18 protein-coding genes are annotated in these 20,393 nt (G+C 41.5%); 10 read left to right on the top strand and 8 right to left on the bottom strand.

Annotated elements, in window-relative coordinates:
- Positions 1-52 precede the first annotated feature (52 nt).
- The 5 genes from ACM0OT_RS18825 to ACM0OT_RS18805 all read right to left on the bottom strand — a co-directional run bounded on the left by ACM0OT_RS18825 (position 53) and on the right by ACM0OT_RS18805 (position 6,953).
- Positions 53-2,212 carry a GumC family protein gene (locus ACM0OT_RS18825; RefSeq protein ID WP_414565935.1) on the bottom strand — a complete coding sequence of 720 codons (2,160 nt, stop codon included), beginning with the start codon at positions 2,210-2,212 and terminating at the stop codon, positions 53-55.
- Positions 2,213-2,306: 94 nt separating this feature from the next.
- Positions 2,307-3,680, bottom strand: a complete 1,374-nt coding sequence (locus tag ACM0OT_RS18820; RefSeq protein ID WP_414565934.1) for a polysaccharide biosynthesis/export family protein — start codon at positions 3,678-3,680, stop codon at positions 2,307-2,309.
- A gap of 203 nt (positions 3,681-3,883) precedes the next feature.
- Positions 3,884-4,609, bottom strand: coding sequence for a cyanoexosortase B system-associated protein (locus ACM0OT_RS18815; RefSeq protein WP_414565933.1), 726 nt, complete (start codon positions 4,607-4,609; stop codon positions 3,884-3,886).
- A gap of 208 nt (positions 4,610-4,817) precedes the next feature.
- The gene (gene crtB, locus ACM0OT_RS18810; protein WP_414565932.1) at positions 4,818-5,717 is read right to left on the bottom strand and encodes a cyanoexosortase B; all 900 of its coding nucleotides are present in this window, start codon (positions 5,715-5,717) and stop codon (positions 4,818-4,820) included.
- A gap of 81 nt (positions 5,718-5,798) precedes the next feature.
- Complete coding sequence (locus ACM0OT_RS18805; RefSeq protein ID WP_414565931.1) at positions 5,799-6,953, bottom strand: DegT/DnrJ/EryC1/StrS family aminotransferase; 1,155 nt, start codon at positions 6,951-6,953, stop codon at positions 5,799-5,801.
- 673 nt (positions 6,954-7,626) lie between these two features.
- On the opposite strand from ACM0OT_RS18805, the gene ACM0OT_RS18800 reads away from it, so the two are divergent.
- Together ACM0OT_RS18800 and ACM0OT_RS18795 are read left to right on the top strand one after the other, a co-directional pair.
- On the top strand, positions 7,627-9,171 hold the full coding sequence (locus tag ACM0OT_RS18800) for a histidine kinase dimerization/phospho-acceptor domain-containing protein (RefSeq protein WP_414565930.1): 1,545 nt from the start codon (positions 7,627-7,629) through the stop codon (positions 9,169-9,171).
- Positions 9,172-9,304: 133 nt separating this feature from the next.
- A complete protein-coding gene (locus ACM0OT_RS18795) occupies positions 9,305-10,717 on the top strand; it encodes an IctB family putative bicarbonate transporter (RefSeq protein ID WP_414565929.1) in 1,413 nt (470 codons plus the stop codon).
- Positions 10,718-10,829: 112 nt separating this feature from the next.
- Here ACM0OT_RS18795 and ACM0OT_RS18790 read toward each other — a convergent pair whose 3' ends face one another.
- Positions 10,830-11,108 carry a WGxxGxxG family protein gene (locus ACM0OT_RS18790; RefSeq protein ID WP_414565928.1) on the bottom strand — a complete coding sequence of 93 codons (279 nt, stop codon included), beginning with the start codon at positions 11,106-11,108 and terminating at the stop codon, positions 10,830-10,832.
- A 185-nt stretch (positions 11,109-11,293) separates the two neighbouring features.
- Positions 11,294-11,761 carry an SsrA-binding protein SmpB gene (gene smpB / locus ACM0OT_RS18785; RefSeq protein WP_414541118.1) on the bottom strand — a complete coding sequence of 156 codons (468 nt, stop codon included), beginning with the start codon at positions 11,759-11,761 and terminating at the stop codon, positions 11,294-11,296.
- 603 nt (positions 11,762-12,364) lie between these two features.
- On the opposite strand from smpB, the gene ACM0OT_RS18780 reads away from it, so the two are divergent.
- Positions 12,365-13,498: a thiamine phosphate synthase gene (locus tag ACM0OT_RS18780; protein WP_414565927.1), complete on the top strand. Its 1,134-nt coding sequence runs from the start codon at positions 12,365-12,367 to the stop codon at positions 13,496-13,498.
- A 9-nt stretch (positions 13,499-13,507) separates the two neighbouring features.
- The gene (thiS, locus tag ACM0OT_RS18775; RefSeq protein WP_414565926.1) at positions 13,508-13,720 is read left to right on the top strand and encodes a sulfur carrier protein ThiS; all 213 of its coding nucleotides are present in this window, start codon (positions 13,508-13,510) and stop codon (positions 13,718-13,720) included.
- On the opposite strand, the gene ACM0OT_RS18770 is transcribed toward thiS, so the two are convergent.
- The gene (locus ACM0OT_RS18770) at positions 13,717-14,952 is read right to left on the bottom strand and encodes a glycosyltransferase family 4 protein (RefSeq protein ID WP_414565925.1); all 1,236 of its coding nucleotides are present in this window, start codon (positions 14,950-14,952) and stop codon (positions 13,717-13,719) included. The two genes, thiS and ACM0OT_RS18770, sit on opposite strands and share 4 nt — an antisense overlap.
- A 1,168-nt stretch (positions 14,953-16,120) precedes the next feature.
- Between ACM0OT_RS18770 and prfB the strand changes: the two genes are divergently transcribed.
- From prfB to ACM0OT_RS18740, 6 genes are all read left to right on the top strand, one after another.
- Positions 16,121-17,243 (top strand): peptide chain release factor 2 gene (gene prfB / locus ACM0OT_RS18765; RefSeq protein ID WP_414565924.1). Its coding sequence is split into 2 segments (ribosomal slippage): positions 16,121-16,192 and positions 16,194-17,243, totalling 1,122 coding nucleotides; the frame shifts between segments, so codons are not numbered across the junction.
- Between the two features lie 116 nt (positions 17,244-17,359).
- Entirely contained in the window at positions 17,360-17,515 is a 156-nt protein-coding gene (locus ACM0OT_RS18760) for a DUF3285 domain-containing protein (RefSeq protein WP_414541123.1), read from the top strand.
- A 93-nt stretch (positions 17,516-17,608) separates the two neighbouring features.
- The gene (gene ybeY, locus ACM0OT_RS18755) at positions 17,609-18,139 is read left to right on the top strand and encodes an rRNA maturation RNase YbeY (RefSeq protein WP_414565923.1); all 531 of its coding nucleotides are present in this window, start codon (positions 17,609-17,611) and stop codon (positions 18,137-18,139) included.
- Between the two features lie 121 nt (positions 18,140-18,260).
- A complete protein-coding gene (locus ACM0OT_RS18750; RefSeq protein WP_414565922.1) occupies positions 18,261-18,716 on the top strand; it encodes a diacylglycerol kinase family protein in 456 nt (151 codons plus the stop codon).
- A gap of 201 nt (positions 18,717-18,917) precedes the next feature.
- The gene (locus ACM0OT_RS18745) at positions 18,918-19,517 is read left to right on the top strand and encodes an anthranilate synthase component II (RefSeq protein WP_414565921.1); all 600 of its coding nucleotides are present in this window, start codon (positions 18,918-18,920) and stop codon (positions 19,515-19,517) included.
- A gap of 3 nt (positions 19,518-19,520) precedes the next feature.
- Complete coding sequence (locus tag ACM0OT_RS18740) at positions 19,521-20,288, top strand: MBL fold metallo-hydrolase (protein ID WP_414565920.1); 768 nt, start codon at positions 19,521-19,523, stop codon at positions 20,286-20,288.
- Positions 20,289-20,393 lie beyond the last annotated feature (105 nt).

The raw sequence follows: 20,393 nt of genomic DNA, 5'->3' as shown, positions 1-20,393 counted from the left end.
CAGGGGTAGCAATCAAGAGATTTTACTCCTTTGCTCCCTCACCTCTGCTGGATTAATTTCTGCTGGCGCTAGCTGACACTTCCTCAACGATTGGTGGTTGTTCCTCAACTGAATTAGTTTGAGGTGAGGTAACAATAATATCAGCACCGTTGATGATAGTACCTAATAAACCTAATTCAAATTCAACTAATTGATCAATAGCTTCTGCCAACATATTTTCTTCGGTATGATTTGGCCGCGCCACTAGTACTATGGCATCGCTGTAGGGTTGAATTAACAACGGATCATTAGATAAACTGAGGGGATTAGTATCTAAAATCACGAAATCAAAGCGTTCCCGGACATCTTCCATGAGCTTCCGCATTTCGCTGGATTCAATCACAGCAGCCGACTGTCGCACAGGGCCAGGACTGGGAATAATGTATAAATTTTCTACATCTGGGACTAAGCGGATACATTCGTTTAAATTGGCGTAATAGCGTAGGGGTTCTAGGCTGGCCCCCGTGTCTGGAGAAATATTTAATGATGCCGCACGCGAAGGCGATCGCAAATCGGTTTCGATAATCAAGGTACGTTTCCCTGCACGGGCTGAGGCTATACCCAAGTTATAAGCACTGACAGTTTTACCTTCTTGACTACTAGTACTAGTAATCAACAGTACCTTCAAGTTTTTCCCACCTAGCCGCCGCACATTACTACGAAACTTCTCATAAAACTCCAAATAAGGAGAATCTGGGGAATATAGCACAGGTACGGCTTCTTTGTCTAAATCATCCACAGGCATTAAAGGTATTTCTCCCAGCAGAGCAACTTCCCGTTGGCGGAGACTGTTGCGGATATCCTCCTTGGTTTTGAAAGTACCTTCCAATGACCCCAATAAAAATACAACGCCACCGCCAATCAGCAAACCTAAGAAACTTCCCACACCCAAAGTTAGGGGAACGCTCCGAGCATTAGCAGTATTGGTGACCACATTGGGCACCCTGGCAACTGTTAAGCTACTAACTGTTTCAGCTTCTGCGGTTCTAGCATCGGTTAATTTCACCTGCATTTGGTCATAAACGGCTTTTCTCAGTCCTACTTCCTGTTCTAAACGCGATCGCTCTAATTGCTTGTTGGGTATTTGGGAATACTCCTGGCGCAAGCGCTCTTCTTCTCTAATTTGTTGAGCTAATTGTTGTTCGAGTGTCTCGCGTTGAGTTTCTAAAGCCACCAACTGGTAGGCTAACTGTTGTCGGGCTGGGTCTAAATTGCTTTGGGCACGAATCCCTGTAATATTTCCCGGCAAAGGAGCCGTGGTACCACCACCTCCAACCACTTCGGCTGCCCGTTGTTGCAGTAATTCTTCCACAGATTCTTTTTGACGCTGCAATTGAATCATTGTGGGATGTTCAGGTCGTAAATCTTTACCGAGTAAAGTTATTTGAGATTCAGCTTGGTAAATTTGCGATCGCAAGTTGGCCAAAATAGGATCGGCACTCAAAGCCGACGACACATAAGCTTGACTAGCATTTAAACCCAACTTGTCTTGCAAACTGCGAGTTTGGGCATCAATCCCGGCCACAGTTAGTTGAATTAACCGTTGCTGATTTTGGCTATTTGTCACTGCACCTAGCAAACTACCATTTTCCGCCGCCAAGATTGCCGGACGTTCTCGGCGATCGTATTGTTCAAGCTTTTGTTCCGCTGCTTCGAGTTCCGATTTAGCTTGCGGTAAACGCTCATTAATTTTTTCAATAATGGCTTTCAATCGCCCAGTATTAATATCGCCACTTAACCTGATCATGGCTTGCATTAATTCTTGGACGATCAATTGCGCTCGCTGACGATCAGTGTCCTGATATTTCAATTCAATGATTGTGGATTGCGCTTCTCCAGGTCTGCTTCTATCTGGTAGACGCAAGGCGATATTTTGACCAATAGTTGATGGTTTGACGTTGACTTTTGTAGACACAGCTTCAATTATCTGGTCTGATAGCAACACTTGCCGACTTAATTCTTGTCCTTGTTGCTGAATTTCACTCCCAGTCGTAGAAAAGGAAACTGGTGGACGAGTGTAGGTTAGTGCGCCATCGGCTACGTAGCTGGGTGGTGGTTCTGGCTGTGTAGCCACCACAGTTGACCCCGCTACAACTAAAGCAAAACTAGCTAATCCAATCCATTTGTATTTATCAAAAGCAATAAGATAGCGCTTAACAATTGGTGGGGTCATGGCAGAAGCATCGATAAACAGTTTTGAGTATTGTCAGTGTTATGGTGTGGAACAGGCGGGAAAGTTTTGTAGTGTCTGGGTTGAAAACACAAAACTATCTTGAGCCGCCGCCAAAGTTATCAAAGAAATTAAGAAAAGTCCGAATATTGAAGAACGGTTGAGTAATAGTACCTAGAAAATTAGTAATTCTACCAATCAAATTCCGACCTACTACAATTACATCATTATCTTGCAGCGGCACATTTTGTGAAGCATCACCAGCCAGTGCTTTTCTGGCATCTAGGTTTTGGGTAACTGCTCTACCTTGTTCGGCATCGAAACGCACTAAAGCCACGTCCCGTAGGTTAGCACTATCCAAATTAATCCCTGCCAAAACATCAACAAAATTACTCCCATTAGGCAGTGCTTGAGTGACAATGCCTGAAGCAGAATAGTTTAAAACCCGGACTCGAATTTGTGGTACAGCCAAAGAAGAACGAGCGACTAAATTGCGATCGTAACCGTCATCAGCACCGATTTCCCGGCGGGGTACCACTATTGCATCTCCGTCTTGTAAGCGTAAACTAGGCAAAGAGCCGTCATTTTGCAATACTGCATACAAGTCGATAGTTTGTGAAATCACAGAACCATCTGTCAACCTCCTTCGGACTTGTACTTGCCGCAGGTCGGCGGTCATGGTTGAACCACCAGCGATGAATAAAGCATCAGCGACACGGGGTGTTGCCGAAGTAACAGGATAAATACCGGGTCGAAACACTTCACCGCTAATGGTGACTTGAACTGGTCGTGGTGAAGTTAGTGACACGACCAAATTGGGGTCTACCAAAACCTTACTTAAACTCAAGCGAATTTTTTCTTGGGCTTCTTCTAAACTTAAACCTTGTAGCGACACTGTTCCTACTTGGGGAACGACAATATTACCTTCTGGATTAATTTGGGCTTGAAAACTAGAATCTGGACGTTGCCCTGTTAAAGATAAAACTATTATGGGGTCAATAACAAAACGATTTAGCAATATCCGAATTTTTTCTTGGGCTTCCTCCAAGGTTAAACCTTGTAGCGATACGGTACCCAGCAGTGGCACGATAATATTGCCTTCAGGATTAATTGAGGATTGAAAACTCAAATCAGGGAAACGCTGAACCACAACGCTAATTGCATCTCCTGGGCCCAAGCGGTAGGGGCCAGGAGGACGCTGAAAGATCACGCTAATGCCATCTCCTGGGCCTAAAAGATAGCGGTTGAGTTGGGGAGAAAGTTCGTCACTAACGCTTTCAGCACCTAATGGTGGCCCAGGAGGTTGCAGTGGTGGTTGTACTTCCACCGTACCTGATGGCAGCGAGGGTAATTGCCCTAATAATTTTTCTGGAGATGATACAGGTTGAGCGACAACAGGCTGGATAAAGGTTATGAAGAAAATCCCTACCTGAAAACTCACAAAAGACAGGGCAATAAATGATGCACGCATATGCAAACCGGAAACATAATAAAGCTGAATCTAGATGAGTAACCCTGAGGGGTTATTTTACGTTGAAAATATTTTTTATGTCTTCTCTTATTGTGCCGCTTTTAACTTTGTACTGCATACTCTAACTCACTTCTCAATTTGAGGTCATATTTACCATCGCTGAGATTCGCTATATATCTACATCTGCAAGGGTAATGGCGGATTTATGATAAAGGGCCGTCCATCAATGTAGCTTGTACTGTTTCACCTAAAGACTGTGCTGAGGGCCAAGTAGTTTCCACTTGTCCTAGAGGTTCCATCGGCATCATGATGCTGACACTAACCCAAGGGACGCGATTCCTTTGCCATTGTGCTAATTGGTCTGCTAGAAACCAACGCCAAGGTGATGGATTTCCACCATTAGGTGTGGCATACCATTGCAAGACAGCAAAAGTTTCTTGGGCGGTGACAACTCGAAAAAACCTAGCTGTTACTTTAGCTTCACTATTTGCATCTGAATTGGAGGGTCGTTTGACAGCAAATTCAGCCGAGCGAGATTGAGCAATATCCCATCTTCCCCAACGCAACTTTCCCCAGCTATTAATATCAGTCCACTCTACTTCGGGTTGATCCATTGGGCCATTTTGGGGATGCAATAGTAGTATTGCCCGGCTTGGCGAGTCTATTTTTTGCAAAATTTGGATTGACCATCTGCCGGTGCTGACTTGTTGTTCTGCTTGTTCAACTGTTTGCCAACCGGGAAGGGTAATTCCGGTTTTACGTATCTCCCGCAATTGACTGAGATTGGTAACAGATGGCGGTTGTTTCCATTGCCACCGTCCTGTCAGGTAACCGGGAACTCCTCCTACTACCAACAGAATCAGTAACAGTACTAGTACTGCCACATAAGTAAATTGCTTTTTTTTGAAGAACTTAGATAAGGAAATCATTAGTAAAAATAAAAATTGCCATATTTACGCAAAATCTTACTGATAAAATAACACCATAAGCTCCGTAATCAGCAAACTCCATCGACCTTGCAGCATGGGACTTTACTTGTCTTGGGGACTCTTGCTTCTCCTGCTCACCAAAGCGTAAAGCCCTAACGGGCATAGCTGCGCTTACCGCGTAGCGTCCCGCAGGGATTTGATTATTTTTTTATTTGTCAGTCCCTTGTTCTGGCTGAAGTTCTGCCTCTGGCAAGAAATAGTTATTCATCCAATTCAGTAAAGGTACTAACAATAGCAGCATACCAGCAGAATAAAGATCACCACCCCAACTGTCATGTAACCATTTAAACGCTGCCTCACGCCCTGTGCCATGAAAGAAGCTCAGTAAAGTGTTGCGAATAATGTTAGCGGTGACGCTAATGATTATGCCACCAGATAAAAACCAAAGAGTAATACGGCGTGAAGACAAAGAATCTGTCCAATAAAGCAGCATCAAGCTGACGTAGAGTGTAGTAAACAACATTTTTAACCCAGCACAATAAGGGGCTACTTCTACAATCCGTCCACCTACATATATATTTATTTCATCGACAACTACTTCCATGCCCATTTGATTGAGGATAAAACCTGCTGTACCGGCAATAAAGCTTTGCAGAGGCAAGGTGTAGGGAACGAGGAGGTAGGGTATTGCTGTGGGGGTGGCTAAAAATATGAGCAGTAAAGAAAATGCTTGTAATCGGAAGCCGGGTATGCCTTTGAACCATAAACATAATCCTGCCATTATGGTTGGTAGGGAAACATTAACCCACTCTGGGACACCGCTCAAATAAAAACCCCCCCCTACTAAAAGCAAAACAGCACCTAAAGGATGAGTAGTATCTGGGAGACGATACCACTTTTTTCGGTTTAACCAAATTAGGTAAGCGGCAAATGGTAGACCAATAATACCGTGACTAAAATATTCGTGTTCAAGACTGATGCTTTTGTTGAGCCAACCATCTAGCCAGTGAAGCAAGACAGGAGCATAGAGCAGCATCAAAAATCCGATAATTGCTATGTTGAGCAACTGGGCTGTATTTCTGTTTTTTATTTGTTGCTGGAGTGCCATGATTTTCAATAATTGCCAATTAACAATTCACACACAGTGCTACTAAAAGTAGTTATGGGGAATGGACAGTGAAACTGTAAATTAAATACATAATAACTGTTGTTGTTCACTACTCAGGGTTGATGCGATCGCCTCGACAACTGCTTGAATTTGGCTACTGCTTAAACCGGGGTACATTGGTAACGACAATATTTGCTGTGCGAGCTTTTCTGCTTGGGGAAAGTCTCCCGGTTGATAGCCTAAATATGTGAATGCTGGCTGGAGATGACATGGTATTGGGTAGTGAATGCCAGTTTGAATGCCCACTGCTGTGAGTTTATCTTGAATTTGCTGGCGTTTTAGGGGACAAACATCATCAACTCTAATCACATAAAGATGATAAACATGTCCGGTGTGGCTGTGGTTTTGTAGAGGACTAATGCCAACATCTGCTAAGGGTGCTAGTTCTTGATCATACTCCTGGGCAATACGTAAGCGATCGCCATTCCACTGGGGCAAATGTGGCAGTTTTGTTAACAGTACTGCTGCTTGCAATGTATCTAAACGACTATTTGTTCCTGATTCCACATGGACATATTTTTGGGATGCACCATAATTTCGCAGACGCACCATTTTCTGGGCTACATCTGCATCTTTTGTCAGCAGCATCCCGCCATCCCCAAATGCTCCCAAATTCTTGCTGGGATAAAAACTAAAAGCTGCCGCTATTCCTACCGAACCGGCTCGATATCCTTCTCTTTCGGCTAAATGTGCTTGGGCTGCATCTTCAAAAATTAGCAGTTTATAGGTATCAGCAAAATCTAGTAGCTGAAGGGGTGATACCATCTGCCCATACAGATGAACAGGGATAATCGCTTTTGTCTGTGGCGTCACTGCTTTGGCTGCTGCTTCTAAATCAATTAAAGCTGTTTGCGGATCACAGTCTACGAAAATGGGCTTGGCCCCAGCACGCAAAACTCCAATCAATGTGGCTACAAAGGTGTTAGCTGGTAAAATCACTTCATCCCCAGCACCAATATTACACGCTTGCAAACCGAGGGCGATCGCATCGGTTCCTGATGCCACACCTATGCCATATTTTGTACCGGATGCTGCTGCAAAAGCTCCCTCAAAATCTGCAAGTGCTTGCCCTAAAATAAAATCTCCTTGGGCCAATACCGCCTGGATTGCTTGCTGCAATTGATGTTGAATTGGCTGGTGTTGTAAATTTAGGTCAACAAAAGAAATTTTATTCATTATATTCATAACTAATTTTCCTTAAAGATCAATATCAAACTTTTTAGTTATTCATACAAGCTTTACTGATGAAGTAATAGTAAAGTCTTAATAAAATATTGATTTACTTCAATCACTTGTTTTTATTTAGAAAATTTTGGTATCTACAATATTGCAAATAATCAATTTTTATGTAAAATCACGAATAAACTTGACTTATTTTAGTCTATATTTTTTTAATTTGCTACAAATAATGTTAATACAGCACAGCGTCAGATAATTTTAGATTTGAGATTTTGGATTGACATCACAGATAAATTTGGGGGATTGAGGATTTGAGATTTTGGATTAATTTCATGTGGAATATGTTTTTCAAACTTGTACCAGACCATTAGCAAAAGTTCTCCGACGACAGCAATAGTATTAACGCGTATATGCAAATCAAGGAAAATCAAAATAAAAAACCAGGTTAAATTTTCTCTTGGTTTTAGCTTTAGGGTTATATTACCCTCATCGCCGCTGAAACTAACTTTGTCAGGCGGCAAAACCTATTTATGGATGAATTACAAAATTTCTCTTCCCATCTTGTTTATCAGCAGCTAAATTGGGGAATGCTTAAAAATAGAAAACCATAACCCAATAACAGTGGTTATATCAATTACAAGATCGAGAAATTATTAAGGTAGCAGTGGCAATGGTAGAGCCTGAAAACAAATTATTTGGCTTCAAGGACGGTTGGGTTTCTCAGGAAGCGCGAGAGCAACAACGTCTCGAAGCATTGTCTGAATTAGGTCTGCGGCAACCAGAAACGATTCCAGTCTTTGAAGAAGCCACTCAAACTGCTGCCCATTTTTTAGAAGCGCCAATTTCCATTCTGGGATTTGTAGATCAAGAACTTCATTGGTTCAAGTCATCTGTGGGCTTATCTAGACTGGGACTGATGAATCATCTGGCACAAAACCGCCAACTGTTACGCCGAGAATCCTTTTGCACTCAAGTGGTAGAAAGCCTGCAAGTGCTAGTCATAAATGATACGAAACAAATCACCAATTCAGTACTGATTACTAGTAAATTAATCCAGGATTATGGTATACGTGCTTACTTAGGAGCGCCACTGATTGATGCTTCCGGAAATTGCTTGGGTGCATTAGCCGTGATGGATTTAGTGCCACGTAACTTTGCCACTCGTGACATTGAGTTTTTACAAATTATCGCTCGTTGGTGTATGAGTGAATTTGAACGTAACCGATTGCTATTGGCAGACAAGCCAGAAAAAACTAATAGCGGTGCTACATCCTCACTCAATGATGAACGCACAAATGACTTAAAAATTACTCCATCTAATTTAACCAAAGAACCATTTTATACTAAGCAAGTCAAACTGGAACTGTTGGAGCAATTAACTCAAGAATTGCGTACACCTTTAACATCTGTGCTAGGTATGGCTAGTGTTTTAGGACGTGAAATTTATGGGCCATTGACTACCAAACAAAGAGAATATTTAGATATCATTCAACATAGTGGACGGTACTTATTATCTTTAGTTAATGAAATTAACGAACTGGGAACTATAGACGAAAACTCGATGGTGTTGAATTTAGCTCCTGTCGATATTGAAATGCTTTGTCAACAAGCTATCAATACCCTAGAGGAAGCAGCTAACCGTCGTGAGCAAGATATTCGCCTATCCATAGAACCAGGGCACAGTCGCATTTGGCTGCTAGATAAAGACAAATTGCGGCAAATTCTGTATCACTTAGTTTTTAGTGTGATTCAAGTTTCTGCTACAGGCAGCATTGTGCGGATTCATGTTTCTTACAAGGAAAATACACTGAATATTACTATTTGGGTATCCCATCCTTGGTTGGGAGATGGAATGACTGAAGTTGATCCTTACTTTCGCCTTAACTCCTTGTCGCTACGTGAAATTACAGACGATACAGGTAACTACAACGCTTACCCCGATAGTCAAGAGGAAGCAGGAATACCAGTAACTATGCAAAAATCATCCAACATGACTGATACTCACTTAGATATTTTGACCATGAGTTCTGGACAAGATTTAGCTAATGATCATGGTAATATGTCTCGTGAGAGCTTGGGTCTATTGCTTAGCTGTCAGTTGGCAGAATTACATGGTGGACAAATTGCCATTCAAGGTTCACCAGAGTCAGGACACCGCTATGTACTTTCTTTACCACTCCAAGTACCTGTTGCCTCAGACACAGTTAGCGATTAATTATACTGAGCTAATTCACAAGTGGGCAATTACTAATTATTAATTACCAATCGACGTTACTACTTTTGCACTACCCGCATTATGATTAAGTCCAAGTTCCCTAAGGGCGTACTAATTAATCACAGCGTGTTTTATGAATTTAGTCTGGCAAAGATTTACTTTATCCTATTTACCCCTTAAACAATATCTTGCTACCAGCTTCCTACATCGTTTTTTTGTAGGGCTGTTACACTCTTGGCGGCAAAGTAGCATCTTGATGCAGTGGGGAGACGCTATCGCGGTTGCCTTACTCAGTCTAGTGTATGCCCTTGCCCCTTTCGTATCCAGTGGTTTAGTAGGAGTATTATTAGTAGCTTGTGTAGGATTTTGGCTGCTGTTGACTTTATCGGATGAATCAACATCTGCTGTTCCTTTATTTACCCCTATTCATCTGTTGCTGTTGCTCTACTGGGGAATTGCTGTAGTATCTACAGCTTTATCACCGGTAAAACAGGCAGCATTTAAAGACTTAGTAGTCTTGACACTTTATTTATTGCTGTTTGCCCTTTGTGCTAGGGTGCTGAGATCACCTCGTCTGCGATCTTGGATTATTACTTTGTACTTGCATGTAGCGTTGATTGTGAGTGTATACGGGTTACGGCAATGGTTTTTTGGAGCCACAGCATTGGCAACCTGGGTAGACCCACTATCTCCTCTAGCTAAGACAACTAGGGTCTATAGTTATTTGGGTAATCCTAACTTATTAGCGGGATATTTGGTACCAGCGGTAGTTTTAAGCCTAGTGGCAATTTTTGCATGGCAAAGCCCCCTCAAAAAAGCTTTAGCCTTAACTATGTTGATTGTGAATGCGGCTTGTTTGGTTCTAACTTTTAGCCGTGGCGGCTGGATTGCTCTAGTCGTGGGTATATTAACTGCGATCGCTTTGCTAATTTATTGGTGGAGCGTGCAATTACCTACTTTTTGGCGCACTTGGTCGTTGCCAATTGTTTTAGGTGGGATGATTGGGTTACTTGTACTAGCTGTGATCTTTGTCGAACCAGTACGTTTGCGCGTTTTGAGTATTTTTGCCAATCGAGGCGATAGTAGTAATAATTTTCGCCTCAATGTGTGGGATGCTGTCTTTGAAATGATTCGCGATCGCCCGATGATCGGCATTGGTCCTGGTCATAATGCTTTTAATCAAATCTACCCACTTTATCAACGCCCTCGTTACACTGCTTTGAGTGCCTATTCAGTTTTTTTAGAGATTGCTGTAGAAACTGGCTTGCTTGGCTTGGCCTGTTTTCTGTGGTTAATCATTGTCACTTTTCATAATGCTTTTGTGCAAATGCAAAGACTGCGCCAATCTAGAAGTGTCGAAGGATTCTGGTTAATTGGAGCAGTTGCCGCTGTAGCTGGAATGTTAGCTCACGGTACTGTAGATACTATTTGGTTTCGCCCTGAAGTTAATAGCCTATGGTGGCTGATGATAGCCTTGATTGCTAGCTACTGGACACCTATTACTCAACCAGTGAGTTCACTCAACTCAGAACCTACAGTCAACTAAAATAAACAAGTCTCAGTTGTCGGTCGTCAGAAGAAATACAACTGACAACTGAAGCCTCTTGATCACAAAAATCTCTTGATAAAGCCTTTACATCTCAAATCTCAAGCTGCTATTAGTCCCTGTATGTGGTAGCGCCAGGAGCACTAGGATCGCGATAACGGGTTGGTTCATCGGTACGATTTTTACCTGCTAAACCAGCTAGACCAAATAGACCAATTAACCCTAACCAACCCCAATCAAAACCATCATCTTCTTCTATAACTGTAGTCCTTGGTGTAGTTTGCACTCCGGGTTCAGTTACCTGGGCTTTTACAGGTAGAGTTAAAGGCAAAATTGCCATACTTAAAGTGAGAACGCCAGCACCAATTGCTTTGGTTAAGTTACGTGTCATGATAAAACTTTCCTGATAGTTTCTAACATTACCCACCACTGTATCGATTCCCCAGGCTAATCAAATCAATCTACGGCTATAAACTAGGTTTTGTTTTAACTCACACTGAAGGTATACGATTTTTTATTCACTTGTGCCTTTGTTGAGTTTTTAGGGGGATCTTTACGTCATAGTTATAGTCAAACTTAATAATTTTTCATCGCCCTTTGAATATCCCGTTGATCTTGGCGTCGTTTGAGAGATTCTCTCTTGTCGTGGAGCTTTTTACCTTTACCCAGAGCTATACTTACTTTTACCCAGCCTCTTTTGAGGTACATCTTCAAAGGTACTAAGGTTAAACCCTGTTGTTCTACTGTGCCAATTAACTTACGGATTTCTTGGCGATGCAGTAACAGCTTACGCGTGCGGCGCGGTTCATGATTAAAGTACTGTCCACTGGCGTTATAGGGAGAGATGTGGACGTTAATCAGCCATGCTTCGCCGTCGCGAATCAAAGCATAACCATCTTGGAGATTGACTCGACCTGCACGGATTGACTTCACTTCTGTTCCTGTTAACTCAACTCCGGCTTCATAAGTTTCCAGGATTTCATACAAATAACGGGCTTGACGGTTGTCACTAATAACTTTGTAACTTTCGCTTTTTTCGCTCATTGAAAATTAGATGTGCTTTAAATGTGTTTAATAAATAATTGAGACAGTCTGTTGAATTTATAGGAAGATAGATACAGCAGTTCTCAATTGAGTAGAGTACCGTAATTATAGATAAATCTATACCTCATCTGTATAAAACCCGCTGCATACTGACACTTAATCTAGTTTATCATCATTTTTAAACACTCAAATAACATCCTCGATAATTTCATACTTAATTATGTTTTGCAGACAAATTGAGTTTGTTAACGATTAATCACTAAAGGTATGACTAGATGAAAATCGGTTAGATATGCTATTGCGGTTTGATGAAGGAATACTTGGGACTCTTGCTATTATTTGAGGCTGTAAAATTGAATTTTTTTCATCATAAATAATTAAGTAGATGTTTATTTAAACTTGTTCAGTTAACGCCAAACAAAAATAGAAATTTTGTTTGTTATTAAGTTACGCTCTCACATATATGGTTTTTGTCCAGTTTAAGATATATTATAAAATCGTCCCTAAACCATTGTCAGCTTACGCTGTAAGCTAATTATGTATAAATTCGTAGTCAACCTCTACTTTTTTTTCATATTGCCGTACTAGAAATTTTTAATCAAAATGTCTAAAAGTGTTGATATTACGTCATTTAACGAAAGCACTAATAGGGTTGTTGTCATGGTCGAGCCATACAGCCAAAAAGCACAAATACAGCAAGTTGTTTACCGCATTTTAGATGCCAATCTAGACCGCGCTCGTGAAGGCTTACGAATTATCGAAGAGTGGTGTCGTTTTGGGTTAAATAATGCTCAGTTACTTGGGGAATGCAAGTATTTGCGACAAGAGTTGGCTCACTGGCATACTGCTGAACTACGGGCAGCACGGGATACACCAGGTGATCCAGGTACAGAGTTAACCCATCCCCAGGAAGAACAACGTTCTAGTATTAGATCGCTATTACAAGCAAATTTTTGTCGTGTCCAAGAAGCACTGAGAGTGCTAGAAGAATATGGCAAACTGTATCACCCGAATATGGGCAAAGCTTTTAAGCAGATGCGTTATCGGGTTTATACCCTAGAAAGTAGTTTAATGGGTTACCAACGTCATCAACTGCTGTGGCGATCGCACTTATATCTGGTCACTTCTCCCTCAGAAAGTTTGTTAACAACTGTAGAAGCTGCCCTTAAAGGTGGATTAACCCTGGTGCAATACCGCGATAAAACTGCTGATGACACGTTGCGTTTAGAACAAGCGATGAAATTACGGCAACTATGTCAGACCTATGGGGCCCTATTTATCATCAATGACCGCGTAGATATGGCTTTGGCAGTGGATGCCGATGGGGTACATTTGGGACAACAAGATATGCCTATTGACACGGCTAGACAATTGCTAGGGCCCCAACGCTTAATTGGCAGATCTACGACAAATTCTGAAGAAATGCAAAAAGCCATTCTTGAGGGTGCAGATTATATTGGCGTCGGGCCAGTTTATGAAACGCCTACTAAAGCAAATAAACCTGCTGCTGGCTTAGAATACGTCAAATATGCTGCTCAAAATAGTTCCATTCCTTGGTTTGCCATTGGGGGGATAGATGCAAATAATATCAATGATGTGATTGATGCGGGCGCAGAACGTGTAGCGGTGGTAAGAGCGTTGATTCAAGCCGAACAGCCGACTTTAGTCACACAATATTTTCTTTCCCAACTGAATCGTGTCAAACCCGAACCAGAATTTTTTCCTCAGCATACATAAAGACAGCTTATGTCTAACCAGATTATCGTCCAGGTCAATGGAGAAAGTCGTAGCTGCTTGTCGCCAACTTTATTACCAGATTTACTGCAAGAGTTAGGTTTTAATCCTCGTTTGGTGGCGGTGGAGTATAACGGTGAAATTTTACATCGCCAATATTGGTCACAGACACAAGTGCAGCCAGGCGATCGCTTAGAAATAGTCACCATTGTCGGTGGTGGTTAATTCAACAAACCGTTGGGGAGAGGTTCAGATCTGTATAGCGATCTATGCAAGGTTTTACGCCTGGCCAATTCTTTACCTTTGCGACCTAGTTGTTCTCGTAACTGCTGGTCTTGACACAATCGCTGGAAAGCTTGAAAAACTTCGTAGCCAGATTTGGGATTCACCAGAATGCCATTTTCTTCATGGCGAATTATATCAATGATGGAGCTTAAACGAGAGGCAATTACTGGTTTACCGAAATAACTCGCTTCTAAGTAGACCACACCAAAGCCCTGTACACGATTAACCGCTGTGTCTAACAAAGTTAACATGGCAAAGATATCACAAGCTGCATAGTAGCCAGCTAATTCCCGATCAGGTACATAGCCAACAAAATGTACCCGTTGGTCTACTCGCAAACGCTGTGCTAAAGATTGTAATGCAGGTTCACAGGGCCCCTGTCCACAAATTATATAGTGGACATCAATGCCAATAGTTAACAGCAGTGGTAAGTTCTCAATCACCCGCTCAAAGCTTTTCTGCTTGACTAGCCTACCTACCGAAAGAATAACTAGTGCTGTTTGGGGAATATTATATGTTTCACGCACCCTTTGGCGTAAATCATCAAGAGTTGTTAGATTTTGACCTACACCAAACTTTTCCGGTCTCACCACTGGTTGAATCACATGGGTAGGAGTTGCCAAGCGCAAAGAATTCCTCAGATAATCTTGTGTAACATAGCTATTACAGACAATACCTGCGGCGCGAGCTAAAGTCCATTTAAAGAGCGATCGCCCAACAGGATTATGTAAAATCTCAATAATATCGCTACCATGCAAATAAATAAAAAAGCGTATAGGTAATATATAGCTCAATAACAACAGTGCAGGAAACTCGTAGCTGTGTCCCCACTCTATATAACGGTAGTGATAACGAAAATATAGTTTAATAGCTAGCACAAACGAGCAAATTAAATTGCAAGTAGGCTGCAACAAATTGCCGATAAAATTCCCCAGCCAGTATCTCAGGTTTATCCAGCGATATACAGAAAACTTTTGCTCTTGATCAAATACTTGATCTCCTGAACAACCTGCTGCTAATACAACCACTCTTTCTGGGTCTTGAAGACAGCGATTATAGATATATTCTCCAATTACTGTTTTTCGTGGGAGAAATAAACTAGATATGACTAATATATCTGGGTATGCTGTTTTGTCTCGGACTTTTGTGGGCAAATGTGAAATATGTTCCATGTGAATTTCGCCAATTTTAATTCAAATAATGTGTAATTGTTAATACTAGAATTTAAATACACCAATTAACACTAGTCCCTCCAAGGTCAAGTCAACAATTCAAAAGTTTATCTGAGATATTTTTCATGGATTTTAAATATTTGGGTGTTTAACGCAGTGCTGTAATGTGAGAGTTAATAACTCTTCAAATACACTCAATTTTTTCTATTTTTTGTCAGCCAAAATTTTCCCTAAGTATGAAATTAGCTGGCAATTAAGCTAAAACATCAATTACAGGATGAGGAATAACTTTTTGTGAATCTAAGGCAGATCCTACAACAGCAACAAGCCTATAAAGCTTTTGCAATTGGCAATTTCCGGATTTCCCATTTCTTCTGGCAAAACATGTTGGCTCCTCAAATCATGCAGCCTATGGACACAATATCCACTATATATTGAGCAAAAATTCCTGGTGATGATTTCGTGGGGGAATTCGCTGGCTCTATATCTAATTGTCCCCTCTTTTTTCATGTTAGCCAACAGCTATGCTCAAAAAACTAGGAATTTACACATTTTTGTTAGTTTTTTTACAAACCTTAATTAATCCAGGTATAGCAGAGATATTTGTAAACATCATAATTGCTTTGAAAAACATACTTTTCCATATATGTTTGAGCAAATGCATTACAAATATCTCATTTATATTCTAGAACATTTAATCTCAGGACATTATTATTGTTTCTGTGAAGTGTTGGTTGATTATATTAGTGCTTGATAAATTTTACCAATTCATTTACGCAGCTAAAATTGATTTAATTGGATAATTATAATTGGCAAATAACTATAAAATGCTAATTTTAGCTAATTTATAAATGATAAACTGCTACAAAAATAACTGAATTTAACTTTGATAAACAACATATCCTAAATAAATTTGATTGTCATGCCAAAATGCCAAAAATTGCTTGATCTCCTGGACTTTGCAGACGAAGTAATGATGATGTTGTTAGCAGTGCCCACTCTACTGGACTACAGTTAGCTTCAGAGATAGAGGAACGTCTAAAAGCGAGCTATTTATCCTCAAGTAGTCCTAATTATTGTAATTTCATACCAGTAGTCGAAGAAAATTTGCTCAACTACAGCTAAAATCAAGAAGAAAAATCAAGTTAAAGAGCAATTAGCCAGTTCTATGGAAGCACTAGAACTCAAACGTGAAATCGAAATATTGTCCGGTCGTCTGGGTAAAGCCCAGGACTATCTTTGACATACCTGCACTGACCGCCAAAATTCAAGACCTGGAGCAAATAGCAGCCCAACCGGAATTCTGGAACGACCAAACCCAGGCACAAACAACGCTGCAAGAACTTAATGACCTCAAAGCCCATATCCAGCAATACGATCAGTGGCGAGCTAGCCTAGAAGATACTAAGGCTGTAGTTGAGCTATTAGAGTTAGAAACCGATGAAGCATTATTGCAAGAAGCGGAATCTACGGTCAGCCAACTCAACCGCGAACTTGATCAATGGGAATTACAACAATTACTTTCTGGCCCTTATGACGCTGAAGGGGCAGTGTTAACAATCAATGCTGGTGCTGGCGGTACAGATGCCCAAGACTGGGCTTTTATGCTGATGCGGATGTATACCCGTTGGGCAGAAGCTCACGGCTACAAGGTCAGTTTAGCCGAAGAGTCAGAGGGGGATGAAGCCGGAATTAAGTCGGCAACCTTGGAAATTACTGGACGCTATGCCTATGGTTACTTGCGGTCAGAAACAGGCACACATCGCTTAGTGAGAATTTCGCCTTTTAATGCCAATGGCAAGCGACAAACTAGTTTTGCAGGCGTGGAAGTGATGCCGCAACTAGATAGTTCTGTGCAACTGGATATCCCGGAAAAGGATTTGGAAATCACCACATCCAGGGCTGGTGGTAAAGGTGGGCAAAATGTCAACAAAGTAGAAACGGCTGTGCGGATTGTGCATCTTCCCAGTGGTTTAGCTGTGCGCTGTACCGAAGAACGCTCCCAACTGCAAAATAAAGAAAAAGCCCTGGCTCGCCTGAAAGCGAAACTGTTGGTGATTGCCAGAGAGCAACGGGCCCAAGAAATTGCCGAAATTCGCGGTGATATGGTGGAAGCTTCTTGGGGTAACCAAATTCGCAACTATGTATTTCATCCTTACCAGATGGTAAAAGATTTACGTACCAATGCAGAAACAACTGCGATCGCGGATGTGATGAACGGTGATCTTGATGCTTTCATTCAAGCTTATCTGCGACAAGAAAACCAGATCGTAGAAAGTACTCCTGCCTAAGAAAGTATGGGTAATGTGTAATCTTGTGACCCTTACCTATTTCTTAAAAAAGACAAAATGGCAAATAAATGCCTAGGCAAACTGTTACATTTGTATCCAAAAGAGGTTGTATTATTATGAGCAACTCACCTTCCACAGAACCCAAACCTAGCTACGTCAAACTTGCCATGCGAAACATGGTACGCAAAGGTGGCACTTCGATGAAACATTTTGCCCTCACCACTGTAGGACTTTTAGCTGTCCTGGTGGGACTTGCCTATCTAACTCGTTAACTGCAAGAGGTAAGGGAGTGGGGAGCCAAGGAGATAAATTATACATTGGTTCTCCAATGAATCACAACTCACAGGGGTAAGGAGAGTTTGTCGGTGGTACTAGTTGAACTAGATGTACAGGATGTATTTGACCTATCATTCCCCAGAGAATCAATAAATTTGGGGCATAAAGATAGTCAAGTTGCCACTCAAACTTGGGAAGACTGGTTTAGTTGCTGGATGGAAAATCTACAGCCTCATCTGCCTCCAGCCCCAAGTTATGAAATAGGAATGCGTTTGACAGACGACACAGAAATTCAAGCACTGAACACTCAATATCGTCATCAAAATAAACCGACAGACGTTTTAGCTTTTGCGGCATTAGAGGTAGATTGTCCTCAAAGTCCGGAAATGCTGGCTGCGCCTTTGTATCTAGGTGATATTATCATTTCGGTAAACACGGCCCAACGTCAAGCTCAACAGCAAGGGCATAGTTTACCTACGGAATTAGCTTGGTTAGCGGCTCACGGCTTATTGCATTTATTGGGTTGGGATCATCCAGATGAAGAGGAGTTAATGAAGATGCTCAAGCAGCAAGTAGAATTACTGAAGGCGATTGGTATTACTATTGACATAGAATATTAAATATTCTTGATGTCTGTAAGTGTTTATAATACTTCTGTAGAAAATTAGCTTAAAGTTAATTACATCATTAAAAATCTGTGAAATTTCTCTGTAATTACCCCATAGTTTCATTGTCAAGCTTATGTCCCAACAAGTTTCTCCTCCAACTACACCAAACTGCTTACCATCATTGATAACTAAGGAACGGGAACTATCCTGGCAAGTGGCATCTAATTTATTTATCAGCTTTAAATATGCCTGGGCGGGAATCAGTTATGGTTTTCACACTCAGCGGAATTTTCGCATTCATCTAAGTGTTTGCGCCTTGGCGATCGCCTTAAGCATTTTCTTGCATCTGTCAGCAGTAGAAATTGCCGTTATTGGTATAACTAGTGGTTTAGTTTTGGCATTAGAATTACTGAATACAGCGGTTGAGTCTCTAGTAGACTTGACAGTAAAACAGACTTACCATGAATTAGCAAAAATCGCTAAAGATTGTGCGGCGGGTGCTGTATTAATTTCTGCTTTAGTGGCCGTATTAGTGGCTGGAACACTTTTGCTGCCGCCCCTGGTAATTTTAATCATGTCAAATTTCTAAGTGTGCTTACTGATTTCACCCTGTCTGATCAGATTTTGCTGGCTGATATATATTTCAAAATGTCATTTTGATGTTCAGCCCAGGCAGGGCATAATTTAACTCTGTACAATATTGATTTATTAATCACGATAACTTCCAAAGCAGTTCGCTACTGGTGATAATTAAAGATGATACGAGCGATCCAACCAGGAGCTATAGGCAGTGATTATAGTTATCGATAATTACGACAGTTTTACATATAATTTGGTGCAGTATCTGGGAGAACTAGAAGCAGAATTTCCTGTAGCATCGGATATTAAAGTTTTTCGCAATGACAAGATATCAGTAGATGAAATTCGTGCCTTAAACCCGGAGGTTGTGGTGATTTCCCCTGGGCCTGGTCGTCCAGAAGATGCCGGTATATCCTTGGATGTGATTAAACAGCTAGGTCATAACTTACCAATTTTGGGTGTATGCTTGGGACATCAAAGCATTGGTCAAGTATTTGGTGGTAAAATTACCTCTGCTCCAGAGTTAATGCATGGTAAAACGTCGCAGGTATGTCACACTGGAGTAGGTGTTTTCCAGGGATTAGAAAATCCTCTGGTTGCCACTAGGTATCATAGTTTAGTCATTGAACGTGAAACCTGTCCTGAAGACTTAGAAATTACTGCCTGGGTAGAAGATGGCACAATTATGGGGGTGCGACACCGGAACTATCCTCACATTCAAGGCGTCCAATTTCATCCAGAGAGTGTCCTCACATCTTCAGGCAAGCAGTTACTGCGAAACTTTTTGGAACAGTTACAGTCGAGAGAGTAATTAATGAAACGACGACAGTTGATGGGCTATGCTGGGGCGGGGTTAGTCACAACTCTGGTGACTAGTTTGGGTTCCCACCAGAAGGCTGACGCACAATCTAGCAGTTTATCAGTTCAGTGGTTGGGTCATACTTGCTTTCTCTTTACTGGTGGCGGTGCGAGAATTCTGGTTAATCCATTTCAGACAGTTGGTTGTACCGCTGGTTATCGTCCGCCCAAAGTCTCAGCAGATTTAATATTGATTAGTAGTCAATTGCTAGATGAAGGTTCTGTAGACGGTCTACCGGGAACTCCCAAGTTAGTATATGCACCAGGTGTTTACGAGTTCCAAGGCATTAAGTTACAGGGAATTGCTATAGACCACGATCGCTTGGGTGGTAGGCGGTTTGGTATAAATACTGCTTGGAAATGGCAGCAAGGTGGGATTAATGTTTTACACCTAGGCGGAGCCGCTGCACCCATTTCCACTGAGCAAAGAATTTTGATGGGACGACCTGATTTGGCGTTAATTCCTGTAGGCGGCAGTGATAAAGCTTACAACGCTCAAGAAGCCAAGCAGGCGACTGAGGTGTTAAATCCTAAGTTGATCATTCCCACTCATTACCGCACTCAGGCTGCTGATGCTGCTAGTTGTGATATTGCTCCTGTAGATGAATTTCTCAATTTGATGCAAGGGATAACAGTACGTCGTAGTAATACTGATACTGTGAACATTACCTCAGGAAATTTGCCAGAAAGTAGTGTAATTCAGCTTTTGAGTTATAGATTTTAAACAAGGGAAATGGGGGAGATGGGGGAGAGATGAAAAACAAAGATTTTGGTACTTATCGAAAGTCTTTCCCCCTGCACCCTGCCCCCCTGCCTCTTCTTCCCAGTC

The sequence above is a fragment of the Anabaena sp. CCY 9613 genome, from assembly GCF_963920895.1.
In the GTDB taxonomy this organism is placed as follows: Bacteria; Cyanobacteriota; Cyanobacteriia; order Cyanobacteriales; family Nostocaceae; genus Cyanocohniella.
The sequence above is the reverse complement of the archived record's forward strand: the minus strand, read 5'-3'. Positions and strand labels throughout refer to the sequence as shown.